Source organism: Streptomyces sp. HUAS MG56 (assembly GCF_058673395.1).
In genome coordinates, this window is sequence record NZ_CM178722.1 from 9,630,897 (window position 1) to 9,647,980 (window position 17,084).

At 72.9% G+C, this 17,084-nt stretch carries 17 protein-coding genes; 9 read left to right on the forward strand and 8 right to left on the reverse strand.

The features are described 5' to 3' along the window. Positions 1-402 precede the first annotated feature (402 nt). Complete coding sequence (locus AC4OXY_RS43860; protein ID WP_362817791.1) at positions 403-1,131, reverse strand: hypothetical protein; 729 nt, start codon at positions 1,129-1,131, stop codon at positions 403-405. Positions 1,132-1,430: 299 nt separating this feature from the next. On the opposite strand from AC4OXY_RS43860, the gene AC4OXY_RS43865 reads away from it, so the two are divergent. Continuing rightward, positions 1,431-2,273, forward strand: coding sequence for an alpha/beta fold hydrolase (locus AC4OXY_RS43865; protein WP_402065661.1), 843 nt, complete (start codon positions 1,431-1,433; stop codon positions 2,271-2,273). Positions 2,274-2,283: 10 nt separating this feature from the next. Beyond that, a complete protein-coding gene (locus tag AC4OXY_RS43870; RefSeq protein WP_491992511.1) occupies positions 2,284-2,790 on the forward strand; it encodes a GNAT family N-acetyltransferase in 507 nt (168 codons plus the stop codon). A gap of 25 nt (positions 2,791-2,815) precedes the next feature. Here the strand turns inward: AC4OXY_RS43870 and AC4OXY_RS43875 are convergent, their stop codons facing one another. Together AC4OXY_RS43875 and AC4OXY_RS43880 are read right to left on the reverse strand one after the other, a co-directional pair. After that, positions 2,816-3,460 carry an FMN-binding negative transcriptional regulator gene (locus AC4OXY_RS43875; protein ID WP_491992512.1) on the reverse strand — a complete coding sequence of 215 codons (645 nt, stop codon included), beginning with the start codon at positions 3,458-3,460 and terminating at the stop codon, positions 2,816-2,818. 69 nt (positions 3,461-3,529) lie between these two features. Continuing rightward, entirely contained in the window at positions 3,530-4,486 is a 957-nt protein-coding gene (locus AC4OXY_RS43880; RefSeq protein WP_491992513.1) for a MerR family transcriptional regulator, read from the reverse strand. A gap of 188 nt (positions 4,487-4,674) precedes the next feature. On the opposite strand from AC4OXY_RS43880, the gene AC4OXY_RS43885 reads away from it, so the two are divergent. After that, on the forward strand, positions 4,675-5,739 hold the full coding sequence (locus tag AC4OXY_RS43885) for a cobalamin-independent methionine synthase II family protein (RefSeq protein WP_362817801.1): 1,065 nt from the start codon (positions 4,675-4,677) through the stop codon (positions 5,737-5,739). Positions 5,740-5,915: 176 nt separating this feature from the next. On the opposite strand, the gene AC4OXY_RS43890 is transcribed toward AC4OXY_RS43885, so the two are convergent. Next, the gene (locus AC4OXY_RS43890) at positions 5,916-6,629 is read right to left on the reverse strand and encodes an LmeA family phospholipid-binding protein (protein ID WP_376291750.1); all 714 of its coding nucleotides are present in this window, start codon (positions 6,627-6,629) and stop codon (positions 5,916-5,918) included. Between the two features lie 356 nt (positions 6,630-6,985). Here AC4OXY_RS43890 and AC4OXY_RS43895 point away from each other — a divergent pair, with 356 nt between their 5' ends. The 4 genes from AC4OXY_RS43895 (at position 6,986) to AC4OXY_RS43910 (ending at position 12,263) form a co-directional block, all read left to right on the forward strand. Further along, positions 6,986-7,870, forward strand: a complete 885-nt coding sequence (locus AC4OXY_RS43895) for a thiopeptide-type bacteriocin biosynthesis protein (RefSeq protein ID WP_491992514.1) — start codon at positions 6,986-6,988, stop codon at positions 7,868-7,870. Between the two features lies 1 nt (position 7,871). Next, positions 7,872-10,736, forward strand: a complete 2,865-nt coding sequence (locus AC4OXY_RS43900) for a lantibiotic dehydratase (RefSeq protein ID WP_491992515.1) — start codon at positions 7,872-7,874, stop codon at positions 10,734-10,736. Further along, positions 10,702-10,860 (forward strand): hypothetical protein, encoded by a 159-nt coding sequence (locus tag AC4OXY_RS43905; RefSeq protein ID WP_356033359.1) that lies wholly within the window; start codon positions 10,702-10,704, stop codon positions 10,858-10,860. Before AC4OXY_RS43900 ends, AC4OXY_RS43905 begins: the two co-directional genes overlap by 35 nt. 179 nt (positions 10,861-11,039) lie before the next feature. Continuing rightward, the gene (locus AC4OXY_RS43910; RefSeq protein ID WP_491992516.1) at positions 11,040-12,263 is read left to right on the forward strand and encodes a lanthionine synthetase LanC family protein; all 1,224 of its coding nucleotides are present in this window, start codon (positions 11,040-11,042) and stop codon (positions 12,261-12,263) included. Positions 12,264-12,287: 24 nt separating this feature from the next. On the opposite strand, the gene AC4OXY_RS43915 is transcribed toward AC4OXY_RS43910, so the two are convergent. Together AC4OXY_RS43915 and AC4OXY_RS43920 are read right to left on the reverse strand one after the other, a co-directional pair. Continuing rightward, a complete protein-coding gene (locus tag AC4OXY_RS43915; RefSeq protein ID WP_491992517.1) occupies positions 12,288-12,686 on the reverse strand; it encodes an ACT domain-containing protein in 399 nt (132 codons plus the stop codon). 28 nt (positions 12,687-12,714) lie between these two features. Then, entirely contained in the window at positions 12,715-13,872 is a 1,158-nt protein-coding gene (locus AC4OXY_RS43920) for an erythromycin esterase family protein (protein ID WP_491992518.1), read from the reverse strand. A 125-nt stretch (positions 13,873-13,997) separates the two neighbouring features. Between AC4OXY_RS43920 and AC4OXY_RS43925 the strand changes: the two genes are divergently transcribed. Continuing rightward, positions 13,998-14,753, forward strand: coding sequence for a TioE family transcriptional regulator (locus AC4OXY_RS43925; RefSeq protein WP_356033370.1), 756 nt, complete (start codon positions 13,998-14,000; stop codon positions 14,751-14,753). On the opposite strand, the gene AC4OXY_RS43930 is transcribed toward AC4OXY_RS43925, so the two are convergent. Both AC4OXY_RS43930 and AC4OXY_RS43935 read right to left on the reverse strand, forming a co-directional pair. Then, on the reverse strand, positions 14,687-15,274 hold the full coding sequence (locus AC4OXY_RS43930; RefSeq protein ID WP_491992519.1) for a BTAD domain-containing putative transcriptional regulator: 588 nt from the start codon (positions 15,272-15,274) through the stop codon (positions 14,687-14,689). The two genes, AC4OXY_RS43925 and AC4OXY_RS43930, sit on opposite strands and share 67 nt — an antisense overlap. Positions 15,275-15,408: 134 nt before the next feature. Further along, positions 15,409-16,332, reverse strand: a complete 924-nt coding sequence (locus tag AC4OXY_RS43935) for an SDR family oxidoreductase (protein ID WP_356033372.1) — start codon at positions 16,330-16,332, stop codon at positions 15,409-15,411. 84 nt (positions 16,333-16,416) lie between these two features. On the opposite strand from AC4OXY_RS43935, the gene AC4OXY_RS43940 reads away from it, so the two are divergent. Next, a complete protein-coding gene (locus AC4OXY_RS43940) occupies positions 16,417-16,992 on the forward strand; it encodes a TetR/AcrR family transcriptional regulator (protein ID WP_356033375.1) in 576 nt (191 codons plus the stop codon). Positions 16,993-17,084 lie beyond the last annotated feature (92 nt).

A 17,084-nucleotide genomic window follows, 5' to 3' on the forward strand; every position in this document is an offset into this window, starting at 1 on the left:
CGACCTCATCGACGACCTGCCCTCCGCCGCCGATCTGGTCGTAGCCGTCGCCACGCAGCCCGCGCAGACCGAGGACACCCTGGCTGGGGCGGGCCGAGGCCGAGCGCCCCCACGCTCGTTCCCCTGCCCACGCTGATGCCCGCGCCCACGCTCATGCCCGCGCCTGTGCTTCCTTCCGCGTCCATGTTCCGGCGCGTGTCAGCATCCTGGTTCGTGTCCACGTCCGGGTTGCGGCCGTGGGTGCGTACACGTCATGTCTCGGTCGCGGCCAGGGCTCGGGCCGGGCCTGCCGTCGTGCGGTGGGCGGGCGTGCCGGTGGCGGCCATGACCGGCCCCGAGCGGTGGAGACGTGCCCTCGGCGCCCGGTCGGCACGCTCGGCACGGCAGAGGTGTGGCCATGACCTATTCGGTGGTCTCCGGCTTGGCCTCGGCCTTGTCCGCCGGCGCGGACTCCGCGGCGCGGGCGGCGGTGTAGAAGACGGACGTGCCCTGCTTGCTGCGCTGGGCGCTGTTGCGGGCGACCAGGTTCTCCAGGGTGGTGCGGATGACCTTGGTCTGGATCTCCCGGTCGGGATGCGCCTTGCCGAGGGCTTCGGTGACCTCCGCCGCGGAGCGGGGCTCCGTCTGGTCCGTCAGGTGGCGCCGGACCAGCTCGACGAGCGTGGGCTGAGCGGTCTGGGGGACCGCCTGCTTCGCCGCGGACGTCTTCGTCGGCGTCGCCTTCGGCGCAGATGCCTTCGCCGGGGAGGCCTTCGCGGTGGACTTCTTCGCCGCGGGCTTCTTGGCTGCCGGCTTCGTGGACTCGGGCTCCGCGACGCTCGCCTTCTTCGGCGTCCTGTCCACGACGGGTGCGGCGGGCGTGGCAGGTGCGGAGGTGGGCGTCTTGCGCGGGGCGGGCACCACGGCACCGTCGGTGCCGGCAGGCACGCCGGCCGGGGCGGTGACACCGAGCGCCTGCTGCATGCTCACCAGAACGCCGTGATCGTGCTGAAGAGCCGTCAACTGACTCTGTAGAGCGGAGATTTCCGTGGCGATGCGGTCCTGCTCCTTGACGTTGTTGTCGAGGTCGTTGGACACCTGGCTGACGTATTGCGAGGTCAACTCGGTGACGGGTGAGGTGTTCTCAGACATCTGTTCCTCCGTGTCCGACGGTGATGTGCCGCCCCGCCCGGCCGATGACGGCAGGCGGGGAGCGTGATTTGCGCTTGGGTGCGCACAACACATGGATGATACGGGTGGGTCAGCCTGTTTTCTGCTGAGTGAAACATATGCGTTGCACCGAGTGAACCCGATGTTCCGCGCGTCAACAAGATGTGCTGCGACGGCCGTTCATGTGTTCAGTCATTTCCCGCCCGGGAAATGCGGTGGGCAGGGTCACGGCACGGCATATCCGATTGCCGGTGCGCGCGGTGGTCCGCACCATGTCAGCCATGGGATCCTTCACCTCGTACGACGGCACCGAGCTGGCCTACCATGTCCGCGGCGAAGGCGAGCCCGTGGTGTGCCTGCCCGGCGGCCCCCAGCAGTCGACCTACCTCGGTGACCTGGGCGGACTGCCCGAGCACCGCACGCTGATCCGGCTGGACCTGCGGGGCACCGGCCGGTCCGCGACGCCCCGGGACCTCGCTTCCTGCCGGTGCGACCGTCTCGTCGCCGACGTGGAGGCCCTGCGCACGCACCTGGGCCTGGAGCGCATGGACCTGCTCGCGCACAGCGCCGGCGCGAACATCGCCGTGCAGTACCTGGGCCGCCACTCCGGACGCATCGGCCGTCTCGCCCTCGTCACCCCGAGCGTCCGTGCCGTCGGCCTGCCGATCAGTGACGGGCTGCGGCGCGAGACCGTGCGATCCCGTCGGGACGAACCCTGGTTCCCGGCGGCCTTCGCGGCCCTGGAGGCCATCGCAGCGGGCGCGGCCACGGCCGAGAACTTCCAGGCCATTGCCCCCTTTTCGTACGGCCGCTGGGACGAGGCGGCCCGGGCGCACAGGGTCGCGGAGAACGAACAGCTCGACCGGGGGATCCTTGCGGCCTTCGGTGCCGAGGGTGCCTTCGACCCGGACACCACCCGCGCGGCACTCGCCCGCTGCGCGGCATCCGTGCTGCTCATCGCCGGGGAGGTCGACCCCGGTGCCCCGCCGCCCGTGGTGGCCGAGTTCGCCGCGCTGTTCCCGCACGCCGAACTCGTCGTCCAGCCCGGAGCCGGACACTTCCCGTGGCTGGACGACCCGGACCGGTTCCGCTCGGCCGTACTGACGTTCCTGGGCGGTCGGTAGCATCGCGCTCGTGGCTGACTGGGAGATACGGCAGGCGTCGGCGGCGGACGTCGAGGCGGTGGCCGAGCTGCGGGCCGTGGTGCTGAGGGCGGACCTGGAGCGCCTCGGGCGCTACGACGAGCGGCGCGTGCGGCAGCGGCTGCGTGACGGGTTCACTCCGGCGCACACATGGGTGGTGGAGGCGGCCGGCGCCCTGGCCGGCTGCGTGGCGCTGCGGCCGGCCGCCGACGCCCATTGGCTGGAGCACTTCTACCTGGACCCGGCCCTCCAGGGCAGAGGCATCGGCTCGGCCGTGCTGAGCATGCTGCTGGAGCGCTGCGACCGCGACGGTACTCCCGTCCGGCTGAACGTGCTGCGGGGCAGCCGGGCCCTGAAGCTCTACGCGCGCCACGGCTTCACGGTCGAGTCCGAGGATCCGGTGGACGTGTTCATGATCCGTCGGCCGCAGCCGCAGCCGCAGCCGCAGCCACAGCCGCAGTCGCAGCCGGTGCAGGGTTCGGTGGCCGTCGGCCACTGAAGCCCTGCCCGGTACCGCCGCGGCCTCAGGAGGTGGCAGCGTGTCGGCGGTGTGCGCGCACCGCGGCGGCGACCGCCATGTCATCGCCCCGACCGCGCGCCTCCAGCCCGGCTATGACGCCCTCGACGTTCTGCTCGGGCTGGTTCTGGCTGAGCTTGGCCTTGGCCTCGATCCGGCTGATGACCACTTCGACGCCGATGACCGCGCGCAACCGCCCCTCGACGTACTTCGCCGGAGCCTGGTCGAGGGACCAGGGCTCGGCAGAACCGGCCTCGTGCCGGTCGGTGAGGCGGCGCATCTGCGCCTCGACCCACGCCGGGTCGTCGTGCACGACCAACTGCCCGTACACGTGGGCGACGACATAGTTCCAGGTGGGGACCACCCGATGATGCTCGGCCTTCGTCGCGTACCAGGTGGGCGAGACATAGGCCTGCGGCCCGTGGACTATTACCATGGCCTCCCCCTGCACCGGCTCGCGCCAGTGGCCGTTGGCCCGCGCCATGTGACCGATCAGCGAACCGAGTTCACCGGTGTCCCGGTCGTGCTCGAAGGGCAGCAGGGTGGCCTGGAGGCCCTGCGGGGTCATGGTGACCAGGTCGCAGGCGCCGAGGCCGGTCAGCAGATCGCGGACGTCGGCGTCCTCGGGCATGAAGGGCTTGGGCACGTACACGGGCGGGCCTCTCGGTCGGGTTGGAGTGGGGTCGGGGCGCTGGCTGGCGAGGAGGCGGTGGCCGGTGTCCTACAGCGGGTTGTCGCGCAGCCAGGTCAGGACCTGCTCGGCGTGTTCGTTCGGAGGGAAGACCGGATAGAAGGCGTGCTCGATCACACCGTCGCGGATGACGAGCGTGAGCCGCTTGAACAGCCGCGTACCGTCCGCCTCGAACGTGGGCAGGCCGAGGGTGTCGGCCAGCCCGAAAGAGGGGTCGGACAGCATGTCGAAGGGCAGCCCGAGGCGCTCCACGACCTCGTTCTGGTACGCGCCGTCCTGGCTGGACAGCCCGTACACCCGGCCGGCGCCGGCTTCCAGGAGGTCCTGGAAGTGATCGCGGAAGCCGCATGTCTCGGGCGTGCAACCGCGGGCTCCGGGAATGGAGTTCCAGCCCTCCGGCAGATCGGTGCCGGGGCGGCCGGTGAGCGGATAGACATAGACGACCGTACGGCGAGGGCCGAGTGCGTCCAGACGGATCGTCCTGCCCGCCGTGTCGCACAGGGCCGCCCCGGGCGCCGCCGTCCCGCGCAGGTGGTCCGCGGCGCCGTCGTCCTCGGGGACGGGCAGGTCCGCCGGGAGCGTCAGATAGTCCTCGCCCCCGGTGCCGCTCGCCTCGGAGGGTACGACGGTGCTGCCGCGGTGGGCGGCGGCGTTCAGGTTGGCGATCAGCGTCGTACGGCGCGCGGCGAGTGCCTCGATGCGCTCGGTCAGCTCGTCGATCGCCTCGCGGTAGGCGGCCAGCGAGGCGGGGCAGTCGTCGGCGTACGCACGCCCGGCCGCCAGGCACTCCAGGAACGGCCGGGTGCGCTCGACGGGGATTCCCAGCCGGTGCAGCGCCCTGATCTCCCGCACGAGGCGCACGTCGTCCTCGTCGTAGTCCCGGTAGCCGTTGGCGAGACGCCCGGGCGTGACCAACCCCAGCGATTCGTAGTACCGCACTGCCTTCGTCGTCACGCCTGACCGGCGCGCCAGTTCACTGATCTTCATGCCGCTCACCTCGCTCCACGCTAAACCTTGCCCCCGGGGGCAAGGTCAAGCGGCGAGACCGCGAGGTGTCCTCCGGCTGTCGTCCGAGGTCAAGCCGGAGGGGCGGCCATGCCCTGAGCGGGTGGACCTGGGCGGGCGCGGGGGTGTTCGGACCGGGTCCGGGCGGATGCGGTTCCTAGGCTGCCGCCGTGAACATTCCTACCGAACCCATCGGCAGCCTCCCCCGTTCTCCCGAACTGCTCACCGCCATGGCCGACCACCAGGCCGGGCGGACGGACGAGGGTACTTTCAGGCTGGTTCAGGAGCGGGCCGTCCGCGACACGATCGAGCGGCTGGAGAAGGCCGGTTCGCCGGTGGTCACCGACGGCGAGCAGTCCAAGCCCGACTTCGTCACGTACCCCGTCGCGGGCACGCCCGGCCTGTCTCCCGAGGGTGTGGTGATCCCCTTCGCCGACGGTCACCAGCGGCAGCTGCCCGTGCTGACCGCGGGTCCCTTCCGGTACAAGGTGTCCGCCGAGCAGTACCTGCGGGTCGCCCGGCAGTACACGAACACTCCGGTGAAGCAGGCCGTCGTCGCGCCGTCCGTGCTGAGCCTGTTCTATCCGCCGAGCGGGATCTCTGGATTCCCGCGCGAGGAGTTCCTCCATCAGCTGATGGGAGAGTCGGAGGCGGAGATCCGCGCGTGTCTCGACGCGGGCGCGCATGTCGTCCAGCTCGACTTCGACGAGGCCCGTCTCACCCTCAAGCTGGACCCCAGTGGAGGAGTGCTGAACGATCTCGTCGAGCTGAACAACCAGGTGCTGGCCCGCTTCACCGAGAGCGAGCAGGCCCGGATCGGCGTCTACTGCGGGCCCGGCGCTGACCAGGACTCCACGCACAGCCTCGATGTCGACTACGCCGAGCTGCTGCCCCGGTTCCTCCGGCTCACGGCGGGCAACTTCTACCTCCAGATGGCCGGCGAGGCCGACCCCGACCGCGTGCTGCGGGTCATCGCCGACCAACTCCGTCCCGGAGTCCGGGCCTTCGTCGGCGTGACCGATCCGATCGACCCGCGCGTCGAGACCCCCGAAGAAGTCCGCGACCGGGTGCTTCGGGCCGCCAGGTACATCCCCGTCGACCAGCTGGGCACCTGCGACGACGCCGGCTTCGCCCCCTTCGCCGATGACACGTCGACATCGCGCGAGACGGCCTTCGCCAAGATCCGCGCCCGCGTCGAGGGAACCGCCCAGGCGGCCGAACTCCTCGGAGGGTGAGGCCACACCCTCGCACCCTGCCCGCCCCTCCGTCCGCCCGGCGCCGACGGACGGGCGGGTTCACCTGTGCCGGGCCCGGATCGGCAGTCCCCCTTCAAAACCATGGTGCGAGCACCCGCACCCGCCGCCGCACCTCGACCGGCTCCGCCTCGCGGGTCATGACGGCAGCGGCACACTCATCTCTCGAAGCGTGATCTGCCCAGCGTCACCTGGTGGCCGACCATGCTGATGTCGACGCCGTCCGCGGTCGCGCGGGCCGCGGTGAAGCCGACGCCTTCCGGGAGGTCGACCCGCCAGACGGGTGCCGGCCGCTGGACACCAGGAATGGTCAGGGTGAGCTCGTTGCCCTGGGCGAGCAGCGTGCCCGTGCCGTCCACGTGCTGTCCGCCGGCTGTGCCCGTGATCCTGACCTTCGCCGCCTGCTCCGCCGAGCCGGGGGCCTGGGAGACGCGCAGGGGGCCGCCGCTGCCCGCCAACCTCGTCACCACGCCGGAGAGTTCGTCGTAGGAGAGCTTCAGGGTGCCGGTGGCGAGGTTCGCCTCGGCGCTGCGGGCTGTCAGCGATGTCACCGTCACACCGCGCAGGTCGAGATCGAACTCCTTCACGTGCAGGTAGCCGCCCTGGGCGTTGCTCGTAGTGTCGACGGTGAACTGCCCGGCCGTGAGTCTGACATGGCCGAAGTTCTGGCCGAGCACCTGCGTCAGGAACGGGAAGCCCTCGATGGAGACGTCCACGTGGCTGTCGGTGGAGTTGGCGTAGCCGTACTTCTGCTTGACGAGGCGCGCGGCCTCCTTGTCCGCGTAGTGCACGGACACCCGGTCGGCGACCGTGAGCAGCACGGCCAGTACGACGACCGTGATCGCCAGGACTCTTACCCATCGACGTCGCATACCGACCCCACCCGTTGTCTCGGCCTTGTGCCGCACAGATCAGCGCAGAAGCCGATCATGCACGACATGGCGTCTCGCACGACAGCCCTGTGGATAACTCGGCCGTGCCCCTCCGCATAGGCGCGCGGAGTGCGCCCGTGGCACATCGCGCGCTTTTCGTGCACCAGGCGCAACCCCATTGATCATATGAAGAATTGCCGTCTGTTTTTCAGGCGGGCGCCATTGCGGAATTCCAAGGGCGGGAGCGGATATTCACCTCGGCCCCTCATCGGTCGCCAGAGGGAAGGAGCACAGTGGAGGTCGAGAACTTGCTGGCCGATTGTCTCCGGGACGCACGCGGCATTTCCCTGGGTACCGTGCCTGACATCGGCGACGGTCCTGCCTACGCGGCGGCCCGCCGCACGTTTCTGACGGCCGGTCTGTCCGCGCTCCGCGCTGCCGTACCCGAGACGGGCTGGGTCCAGGTCAATCTCGCACCCGGCCGCGCGGCCTGGCGGCCGACGTACCGCTGCGTCGCGGACACGGCCCGTGACCTCATCGCCTCGGGCACGGTGCGCTCCTTCTTCTTCATGCACAAGCCGCCCGGTCTGCGTGTCCGGTTCGAGGCCCGCGAACCGGAACACGGCCTGCTGCGCACGGAGTTGTTACGCCGCTTCGAGGGGCTCTACGGGCAGACCGCGGCACCGGTCTGCGCGGTGTACGAGCCGGAGACGTACCTGTTCGGCGGCCCGCCGTCGATGCGGCTCGTGCACGAGCTGTTCACGGCGGACTCCCTCGCCTGGCTCGACCACCACACCGGCGACGGCACAGGGGAGCTCGCGGACTGGCGGTTGTCCCTGGCGCTGCTGGCCGAACTCCTCGACGGGCTCGGCATCGTCGGCTGGGAGCACCGAGGGGTGTGGGAGGTGGTGCGCGACGACACCGGGCGCAGGCTGGGCACCGGCCTGGACGAGGACGCCCAGCGGGCCGCCGCCGGCATCCGCGACGCATGGCAGGCCGGTCCCCGTACGCTGCTCGCTCCGTTGCCCGCCGCACGACGGGCGGCCGTCGAGGCGCATGCGGAGGCCCTGCGCCGGGGTGCCGAGCGATGGCGCACGGGGTACTTCGAGTCGGGCGGCGCCGTCGTCGGCCCACGCCGTGCCGCGGCCTACTACGTGATCTTCCACTGGAACCGCGGACGGCTGTCCCTCGCCCGGCAGAGCCTGCTGACCCACGCCCTCGCCGACGACGGGAGGCGCTGAGATGGGCGACACCCCGATGCCGGGCGGCACGGCGCTGCTCAGAGTGGCCGGGATGCCGTTGGCGGCCTGGGCGGCGGCGGGCAGCCCGGACCTGTTCGCCCGGCTCACCGAGCACGCCCGCGACGGCGAACGGCGCGCCGGGCGCGCCCGCGCACTGGCCGCAGAGCTGGGCGACACCGTCGTACCCCGTCCCGAGCTGACCGCCGCCGACCGGCGCGCGGTACTGGCCCTGCGCCGCCGACTGCACTCCGGCGCCGCCCCTCGGCCGGCGGACTGCCGGCTCCTGGAGGGCCTGGCCGTCGCCGGCGACCTCGCGGAGGAGGCCGTCCGGCTGTGCCGCGACGCCGCGTCGGCGGACGAGGATCTGCGCGAGCTGGAGCGGGCGGTCGCGGCCGAGCGCGCACGGGTCGGGGAGCTGGGCTGGTCCCTGGTGTGTGCCGCTCCGGTCATGCGGGCGTTCCTCGACGAAGCGGCGCCCGGCGTGTGCGCGGACGTCGTCCGGCGGCTGGCCGAGGGCGAGTCGTGGCACGGGCAGCGGCTGCGCAAACGCGGGGCGTATCTGTGGCGGGCCCTCGGGCGGGCGGCCGCGAAGACGACTCCGCGCGGATGGGTCGGCCAGGTCGTCCCGCTGCCGGTCGCCCCGACGACCGGGGACGCCGGGACCGGCGACGGCGGGGCGACGCCGCTGATTCCGCCCGGCACGGCGCTCGGCGCGCTGGCCGCCGAAGCCGTGGAGAACGTGCACCTGCTGCGCGGCCGGCTCGGCGGCCTGGACCTCAGGGCGGCCGACCCCGCGACCTTCCTCGCCCCCGCACCACTGCACTTCCTCGACCCGCCGGGCGACGGCGCGGACACCGGCACGGGGGTGCTGCGCTGCTGGGTGATCGACCCGGGCGGGCGCGACAGGATGCGGCAGGTCGTACTCCGGCGCACCCGGCCGCTGGACGCCGTGCTCCGCCAATTCGCCGACGGGCCAAGGGAGTTAGGGGACATCGAGACGGCGCTCCTCGGTACCGCGGCGATCCGGGCGGCCGACCCGGGCCCGGCCGTGCTGCGCGGCTTCCTCGCCCACCTGGTCGAACTCGGCGTCCTCCAGGTCTGCGCGGCCCCACGCCGCCGCAGCACGGAATGGGTGTCCCCGGAGACGGTGCGCGCGCACGACACCCTGCCGCGCCCCGTGCCGGCCCGGGCCGACCCGCACCAGGTCCGACCGCCCGCCCCCGGCGCCGTACCGGCCGACGACGGCCCGCCCACCGTATCCCCGTCCGCGCCGGCACAGGCGCCCGAGCCGGGGGAGCACAGCCCGCCGGCCCGGCCCACAAGGGACGCCGGCCCCGCATCAGGTGCGCGCGCCGGTGACGCCGAGACCTGGTTCATCGACTCGTACCGCACCGTCTCGGCCGCCGTGCCCCGAAAGGCCGCGGAGCGGGTGCAGCGGGGGCTGGCGATCGCCGCCCGCGTGGCCTGGCTGCGCGACGCGGACCGGCTCCCGGCACCGCGGGAGCGAGTCCGGCTCCCCGAGACGGCGGCGCTCGACGAACGGCCGCGCCCCCTCGGCGAGATCCTCGCCCGCACCCTCCCGGACGGCGCCGCCCCACCGTCCCCGCCCCGGACCGCGCACCGGTACGCCGGCTGGCACCCCGCCCGAACCGCCGGTTCCGGCTACGCCCGGCTGCTGGCCCACCTGGCCGCCCACACCGGCGAGGAACAGGTCGACCTGGACGACACCCTGCTGGACGCCCTCGACGCACCACCGGCCCGGACCGCGCTGCCGGCCTGGCCCCTGGACTGCCTGTTGCGTCCCCTGCCCGGCCCCGGACCGGTCGCGGTACTGGAGACGGCCTCGCCCGCGGGCATCCTGGACGCCCGGTTCGCCGCCGCCCTGCACACCCTGTACGGCAGCTACGACGGCCCGGACGGCTACCGGGCCTTTCTCACCGGCGTGGAACGGCTGACGGGTGCGCGCTTCGTCGAACTCCTGGTGCCCCCGCTCGCGGAGCGCGCTGCCAACGCCGTACGGCGACCCGTCGTCACCGACCGGTGGACCGGCGATCCCGACCCGGCGCCCTACCAGGGGCCGGCCGGTTCGGCCGCACGCTATCTGCCGCTGGACCGCATCACGCTCCGCCGGCTCGGCCCGCAGGTGATCGCCGAGGCCGACGGGCGGCGCATCCTGCCCGTCCATCACGCCACCCGCTCGCCCCTGCCGCCGTACGACGTCCTGGTACGGCTGCTGACGGCCGCCGGTCACCCCGCCGCCTCGCGCGTGATCCGGCTGGACGGTCCGGCCGAGGCGTTTCCCGGCACCGCACACCTGCCCCGGGTGACCGTCGGCGGGGAACTGGTCGTCAGCCCCGCCCTGTGGCGGGTGCCGCGGGCCCGGCTGTGGCGGCCCGGCGACAGCGACCTGGCCAAGGCGCGCACGCTGGCCGCCCTGCGGCACGGCGCCGGACTGCCCCGCTTCGCCTTCGTGCGGGGTGCGTGCCGGGCGAAACCGGTGCCCGTGGACTTCGCGGCGCTGACCGCCCTGCACCTGCTGGAGCGGATCCGCGCCCACCAGCCCGGCCCGGAACTCCTGGTCGAGGAGATGCTCCCCGCCCCCGGCCGGCTGCTGCTGCGCGATCCGCTGCACGCGGGTGCCGCCGTGGCCGCCCAACTGCTGCTGAGACTTCCCTGCGACCAAGACGCCGAAGACCTCGCCGAGCTCGCCGCCGCCGCACTGAGCAGCGCCCCACACGCCCCCCGGAGCGCCCGCCCCACGCGGTCGGGCCTTCTCCGGGGCGGCCCCACATCCAACCCGTCCTTGAAGGAGGACAGCAATGCTCCCGACCATGGAACTCACCGACCTCGACGCCCTCATCGGTGACCTGGACGCCCGGATCACCGAGACATCAGTGCCGTCGGCGCAGGCCGACTCCGGCGGCTGCAGCGGCGTGTGCACGGTCGTCGTCTGCGACACCGTGGTGGTCTGTAGCGGCTTCATCTGCTGACGGCCCGGCAGCACACCGGCCATGACGGCCTCAGGGCGCGGCAAGGGTGCCCCGAGGCCTGACCGAGATGGTCTCATGCCGTGATCGCTCGTGGCACGAGACCGCAGTACCGGCGCCCCGCCCGGCCCCCTCCGACCCCGCCCGGGCGGGGCGCCGGCCCAGGCTCCCGAGGAGATGCCATGCCGTCAGGTCCGCACCCCGCCGCGCCCACCGGGCAGACCGGCACCGCCGTCACCGCACTCGCCGGCCGGCTCCTGGACACCTGGTCCGCCGGAGCGGGCGACCGGGTCGCGCCTGCCGGGCATCCGTCCGATCCCGGAATCCCGGTGCTGGCCGCCCTGCTGCACGATGTCGGCGGGCCGGGGAGTGCCGGGACGGCGAGCCGGGCGGTGGCCGTGTGGGCCCGTACCGCCGGGCAGGGGCCGGGCCATTGCGGGCTGTACGACGGCGGGCTGGCCGGAACACTGGTGGGACTGCGCACGGGAGCCCGGCTGCACCCTCGACTGCACGTCGCCGCCGACCGGTTGCGCGACCAACTGGTCCGCATCGCGCCGGCGCGTGGCTGGCGCCGTGAGCAGGTCTCCTTCCCCGACTACGACGTGATCATCGGCCCGTCCGGCATCCTGCTCGCGCTGTGCGTCGGCACCGAGCCGGAGCCGGCCGGGCTCGAACCGTTCGCCGACCATGTGGCGGCACTGTGCGACGCCGACGAACTGCCGCGTCTGCGTACGGCGGGCTACGCCGGACATCCGCGGCTCGGCTGGCTGGACGGACGCGTCAACACCGGCATGGGGCACGGCGCGGCCGGGGTCGTCGCCGCGCTCACCGCCGCCGTCCGCCACCTGGGCCCGCGCCCCGGACCGACCCGTGCGTTGCGCCGTGCGACCCGCTGGCTGACCCGGCAGTCCTTCGTCGACGCCCGCTCCGTCCGCACCTGGGACGGTGCCGGACTCGACGGCCCACCGCCCACCGGAGCGCGCGCCCGCCAGGCCTGGTGCTACGGAACACCGGGGGTGTCCTGGGCCCTGTGGGACGCGGCGGACGCGCTCGGCGATCCGGCCTCGGCCGCCTGGGCCGCCGAGGCCTTCACCACGCTCGCCGAACGCTACGACGAGACCTTCCACCTCTTCGGCGACCGCCCGGCCGACGTCCTGGCGCTCTGCCACGGCGCGGCGGGTGTGCTGGCCGTGGCCGACGCCTTCGACCACCACGCACACCTGCCCGCGGCGGCCGAGCTGAAAGCGCGGCTGCTCGCCCGGCTGCTGGCGCGCCTGCCCGAGCTGAGCGCCCTCGGACAGGAGAGCAGAGGACTCCTCGGCGGGGCGTCCGGCGCGCTGTGTGCCCTCCTCACCGCGGCACACGGCGCGCCACGGACCTGGCTGCCCTGCCTCGGACTGCGCTGAGGCCCTCGCGAACGGCCTTGCCCCTCAGGAGGTTTCGTGTGCCAGGCGCCGCAGCACCTCGACCACCCGCTCGGCGTGCTCGTACGGCACGAAAAGGTGATCGTGGTGGAAGGCGGAGACGACGTTGCAGCTCAGGTTCGCGTCGGCCAGGGCGCGGGAGACGGCCGCGGTCAGGCCGATCGCGCCCAGCGCGGAGTGCACGCGCAGGGTGATCCACCCGGCCACGTCGTCGTACGCCATCCCCGCCGCGTCCGCCTCGGCCTGCGGCACCACGAGGGTGAGGCCCTCCTGCTCGGCGACCGTCACCACCGGGGTGACCCCGGAGGGCACATCGCCCTCCGCCATGGTGAAGACATAGCGGCCCGGATTCAGCTCCGGGCGCATGCCGCCGAGCAGGCTGCGCAGATCAGTCTCGCTGGTCATGGGCCCACAGTACGGGCCCGGTCGGGCGTCACGGCTGTGCGGCGGCCGAGCCGTCACCGATGTGCAGGATCGCGTCGGCCGCGTCGAGGGTCGCCCGGTCGAGAGGGAAGTAGCCCTGCCGCGGGGCGGTGTCGGTGCGGGTGCGGGTTCGGGCGGTGCTGAGCGTATCGGGCGCGGTCAGGCCCCAGTCGGGGAATCGGGCCTGGAGGACGGCCTCGTAGGTGTCCGGCACAGGGTCGCCCAGGCCGAGGGCGTCGCTGCGGCCGAGGCTGCCCGCGACGAAGCGGTACCGGTCGCCGAGCAGACGCGCCACGGTCGCGCCGGCGCCCCACCAGTCCGCGCCCACGTCGCCCAGGTGCCAGCCGGCCTGGTTGCGCTGCAGATGGAGGTTGCTCGCGAACACCAGGGTGGCGCCCCGCGCGGCCTCGATGTCCCGGATGTCCAGCAGGTTCTGGGCCATCAGGGCGTCCCGGGTGGCCAGCAGCGCGGTGAGGCGGGGGTTGGAGTCGACGGGTTGGATCGCGGACTGCCGGTGGTAGCGCAGCAGACCGAGGCCGGCCGTCAGATGGGTCCTCGCCCGGATCCACCGCTCGCGCGAGGTGGCGTCGATCAGTTCGGGGGCGCGGGTGCGGAGCGAGCCGAACATGTCGTCCGCGACGCGTCGCAGCCTCTCGGCCTCCGTCGTGGCCCCGGGCGACATGGCCGGGTCCAGGACCGCCTCCGCGCGGCTCCACCGGTCGTCGTCCCCGGCGAGGCCGGTGAGGTCGACGTCGAAGTCCAGGTAGTCGCGGGCGTGTTCCAGGTACGGGCGCGGGCTGGGCGCGCTGTAGGTCTCCGACGGAGTGTCGAAGCCGTGGAAGACCAGCCGTTCCTCCGGCGGCCGGTTCCGGTTGTGGTCCCGCATCCAGCTGACCAGCTGCCTGTTCGGGGCCAACGCTCCCCAACCGTGCGAGAAACCGTCGTTCATCACGGTGTCCAGGCTGCCGGCTCCCCCCTGGACGTAGTCGTTCACGGTGAGCGCGGCCACGCGGTCGGTCTCGAGGGCCACGGACCGGAAGCCGCGCCCGACCAGCTGGGCGAACAGCTCGTTGCGCACCCTGCCGAAGGCGGGCTCCTGGTGGGTGGGCTCACCCAGCGCCAGCAGGTCGCACGACGGGGTGACGAAGTCTCGGATGTCCTGGGTCATGAGCCTCAAGCGTATCCTTGAAAGAACGGTTGAGACTTTTGGCGAATATCGGCGTAGTCTTTGCCGCGATATCCCGCGCATCCTCACGTGATCCCTCTCCTGATCCTCCCGTAAAGTCTCAACCGGTGAAGACATTGCGACCCACTGATCTAGCCCGCGAGCACGGCATCTCTACCCAGGCGGTCCGCAACTACGAGCGCGACGGGTACCTCCCTCCCGCGCAGCGCACACCGAGCGGCTACCGCGTCTACACCGAGCTGCACGCCGCCGCGCTCCGCGCCTTCCTCGCGCTCGTCCCGGCGTACGGCCACGCGGCCGGCGGGCAGATCATGAACGCGCTCCACCGGGACGCGCTCGACGAGGCGCTGGCGGTCATCGACCGCGGGCACAGCCGGTTGCTGCGTGACCGGGACACCCTCGACGCGGTGCGCACGGCCATGGACCACTTGACGGCGGGGTCCGGCACCGCCCCGGCACCCGCACCGGCGCACGGCACCCGGACCGTCGGCGAGCTCGCGCATCGGCTCGGGGTCACTCCGGCGACCGTGCGCAGCTGGGAAGAGGCCGGCATCCTCAACCCCGCCCGTGACCCGGCCACCGGATACCGCGTCTTCGACGCCGCCGACATCCGCGACGCCGAGCTGGCACATCTGCTCCGCCGCGGCGGCCATCTCCTGGACCACATCGCCACGGTGGTCCGGCAGATCCGGACCGCGGGCGGCACGGACGCGCTGGCCGCCTCCCTGGAGGACTGGCAACGCAAACTCACCGCACAGGGCCTCGCCATGCTCCGCGCGGCCACGCGCCTCGACACCTACATCGGCCTGCTCGACCTCACCGCACCCCAGCCGTTCCCGGGCCACCGCCCGCTAACCGGCTGAGCCGCAGTTCGGGACCCGGTGCCTGCGCGGACGGGGTGGGGCGGGCTCGGCGGCGCGCAGCAGCGTGGCGTACGCCTTCGTGAGCGTCGCGCCGGGGTCCACGCCGAGTTCCTCGGCGAGCAGCCGCCGGGTGCGGTAGTACCAGCGATCGCGTCGGACTGGCGTCCGGACCGGCCGAGGGGCAGCATCAGCGCGGCGGCCGGGGACTCGCGCAGGGGGTGTGCGACGGCCTCCGTGCGCAGTACGGCGGCGGCCTTGGCGTGCTCGCCGGGCCGGCCGTACGCCTCGGCCAGGGCCTCCACCGAGGCCAGGCGCAGGTCCTCCACGCCGCCGGCCGCGGCGTCCAGTGGCCGACTGCGCACGGCGCCGGTCAGCGCGGGCCCCTGTTGGCAGGCCAGGGCGTCCCGCAACATCCGTACGGCGTCGGCGGGTTGGCGCTGGGCGCGGGAAAGGGCGACCGGTTCCTCGAAGGAGCGGCATGGCCAGCAGGTTGGGGCGCTTGGCCGGTCCCGGCAGCACATCACCGTGCTCGGTGATCACAGCTGCCGATCCGAGCAGCCGGAACCCCGTCTGCGTGCCTCCCCCGGGTCGCTTCACGGCAGAAGGTGAGGATCTGGGCCCGGGGGAGAGCCTGGTCAGCGGGGTGGGCGGCTGGTCACTCGGAGGTGGCCGGGGTGGTGAAGTAGTGGCCCTGGTCGAGGTCGTCGAGGAGGCCGGGGCGGGTCGGTTCCCAGCCCAGCAGCTCACGGGTGAGGACGCTGGACGTCGGGGCGTCGTGTCCGATGAAGCCACTGAGCCAGCCGAAGTGCGCGGGCGCGTCCTTCGGGTCCACGGAGGTCACCGGCACGTCGAGGTGGCGGCCGATCACCTCGGCGACGTCGCGGATGGCGACACCCTCCTCGGCCGCACCGTGCAGGACCGAGCGGGCGGGCGCCTTCTCGACCGCGAGGCGGAACAGCCGGGCGGCGTCGAGGCGGTGGACGGCCGGCCAGCGGTTGGCGCCGTCGCCGACGTAGCCGGAGACGCCCTTCTCGCGGGCGAGGGCGACCAGGAACGCCATGAATCCGTTGTCCCCGTCGCCGTGGCAGGTCGGAGACAGCCGCACCACGGACGAGCGGATGCCGCGTGAGGCGAGGTCGAGCGTCGCCAGGGAGGTCGCCGCGCGGACCGACATCGGCGAGCCGTCGAGCGTCGGCATGTCCTGCTCGGTCGCCGTCACGCCCGGCTTGAGACCGGCCACGCCGGAGGCGAGGACGAAGGGGCGGTCGGTGCCGGCGAGGGCCTCGGCGAAGGTGTCGACGGCGCGGCGGTCGGCCTCGGCGGCGTCCTGGAAGCCGCCGGAGAAGGCGATGTCGTGCTTGAAGGCGAGGTGGATCACCCCGTCGGAGGCGGCGGCCGCCTCCCGCAGGACGTCGAGGTCGTCGACGGTGCCGCGGACGACCTCGGCCCCGGCCTCGACGAGCGCGGCGGCGGAGGCGTCGGAGCGGGCGAGGCCGACGACCTGGTGTCCGGCGTCGAGAAGTTCGGGAACGACGGCGGATCCGATCCAGCCGGAGGCGCCGGTCACGAAGATGCGCATGGGAAGCCCCAAAGAGTCGATGTCAGTGACTGTCATAGACGGTACACCCGATGTCAGGCACTGTCATCACGTAGGATGCGGCCCATGGGTAGATGGGAGCCGGACGCGCGCGGACGCCTTGCGAAGGCAGCACTGGAGCTGTACGGCGAGCGCGGGTACGAGCAGACCACCGTGGCGGAGATCGCCAAGCGGGCCGGGCTCACGGAGCGGACGTTCTTCCGGCACTACGCCGACAAGCGCGAGGTGCTGTTCGCCGGCGCCGTCGAACTGGAGAACCTGTTCGTGACCGCCGTCGCGGACGCCCCGGGGTCCGCAGCTCCGCTCGACGCGGTGGCGCGGGGGCTGTACGCCACGGCCGAGTTGTTCACCGACCGGCGCGAGTTCGCGTGCCGACGGCAGGCGGTGATCATGGGGAACGCCGAGCTCCACGAGCGCGAGCTGATCAAGCTCGCCTCCCTGTCGGCCGCCCTCGCGGACACGTTGCGGCGCCGTGGAGTGGCCGAGCCGACCGCGAGCCTGGCCGCCGAGGCGGGCGTCGCCGTCTTCAAGGTCGCCTTCGAACGCTGGATCGCGGCGGGTGAGATGTGCTCCTTGGCGGAACTGACCCGGGAGTCGCTGGACGAACTGAGGGCAGTAGCCCTCGGACGGCTAGACAGCTAGACGGCTAGACGGCTACGCGCTCGCCTGGGGTCGGAGTCCTCGCTCGGGTCGGTGAAATGCCTGGGCAGGGCGGTGGCATCGGGCGCGAGGCC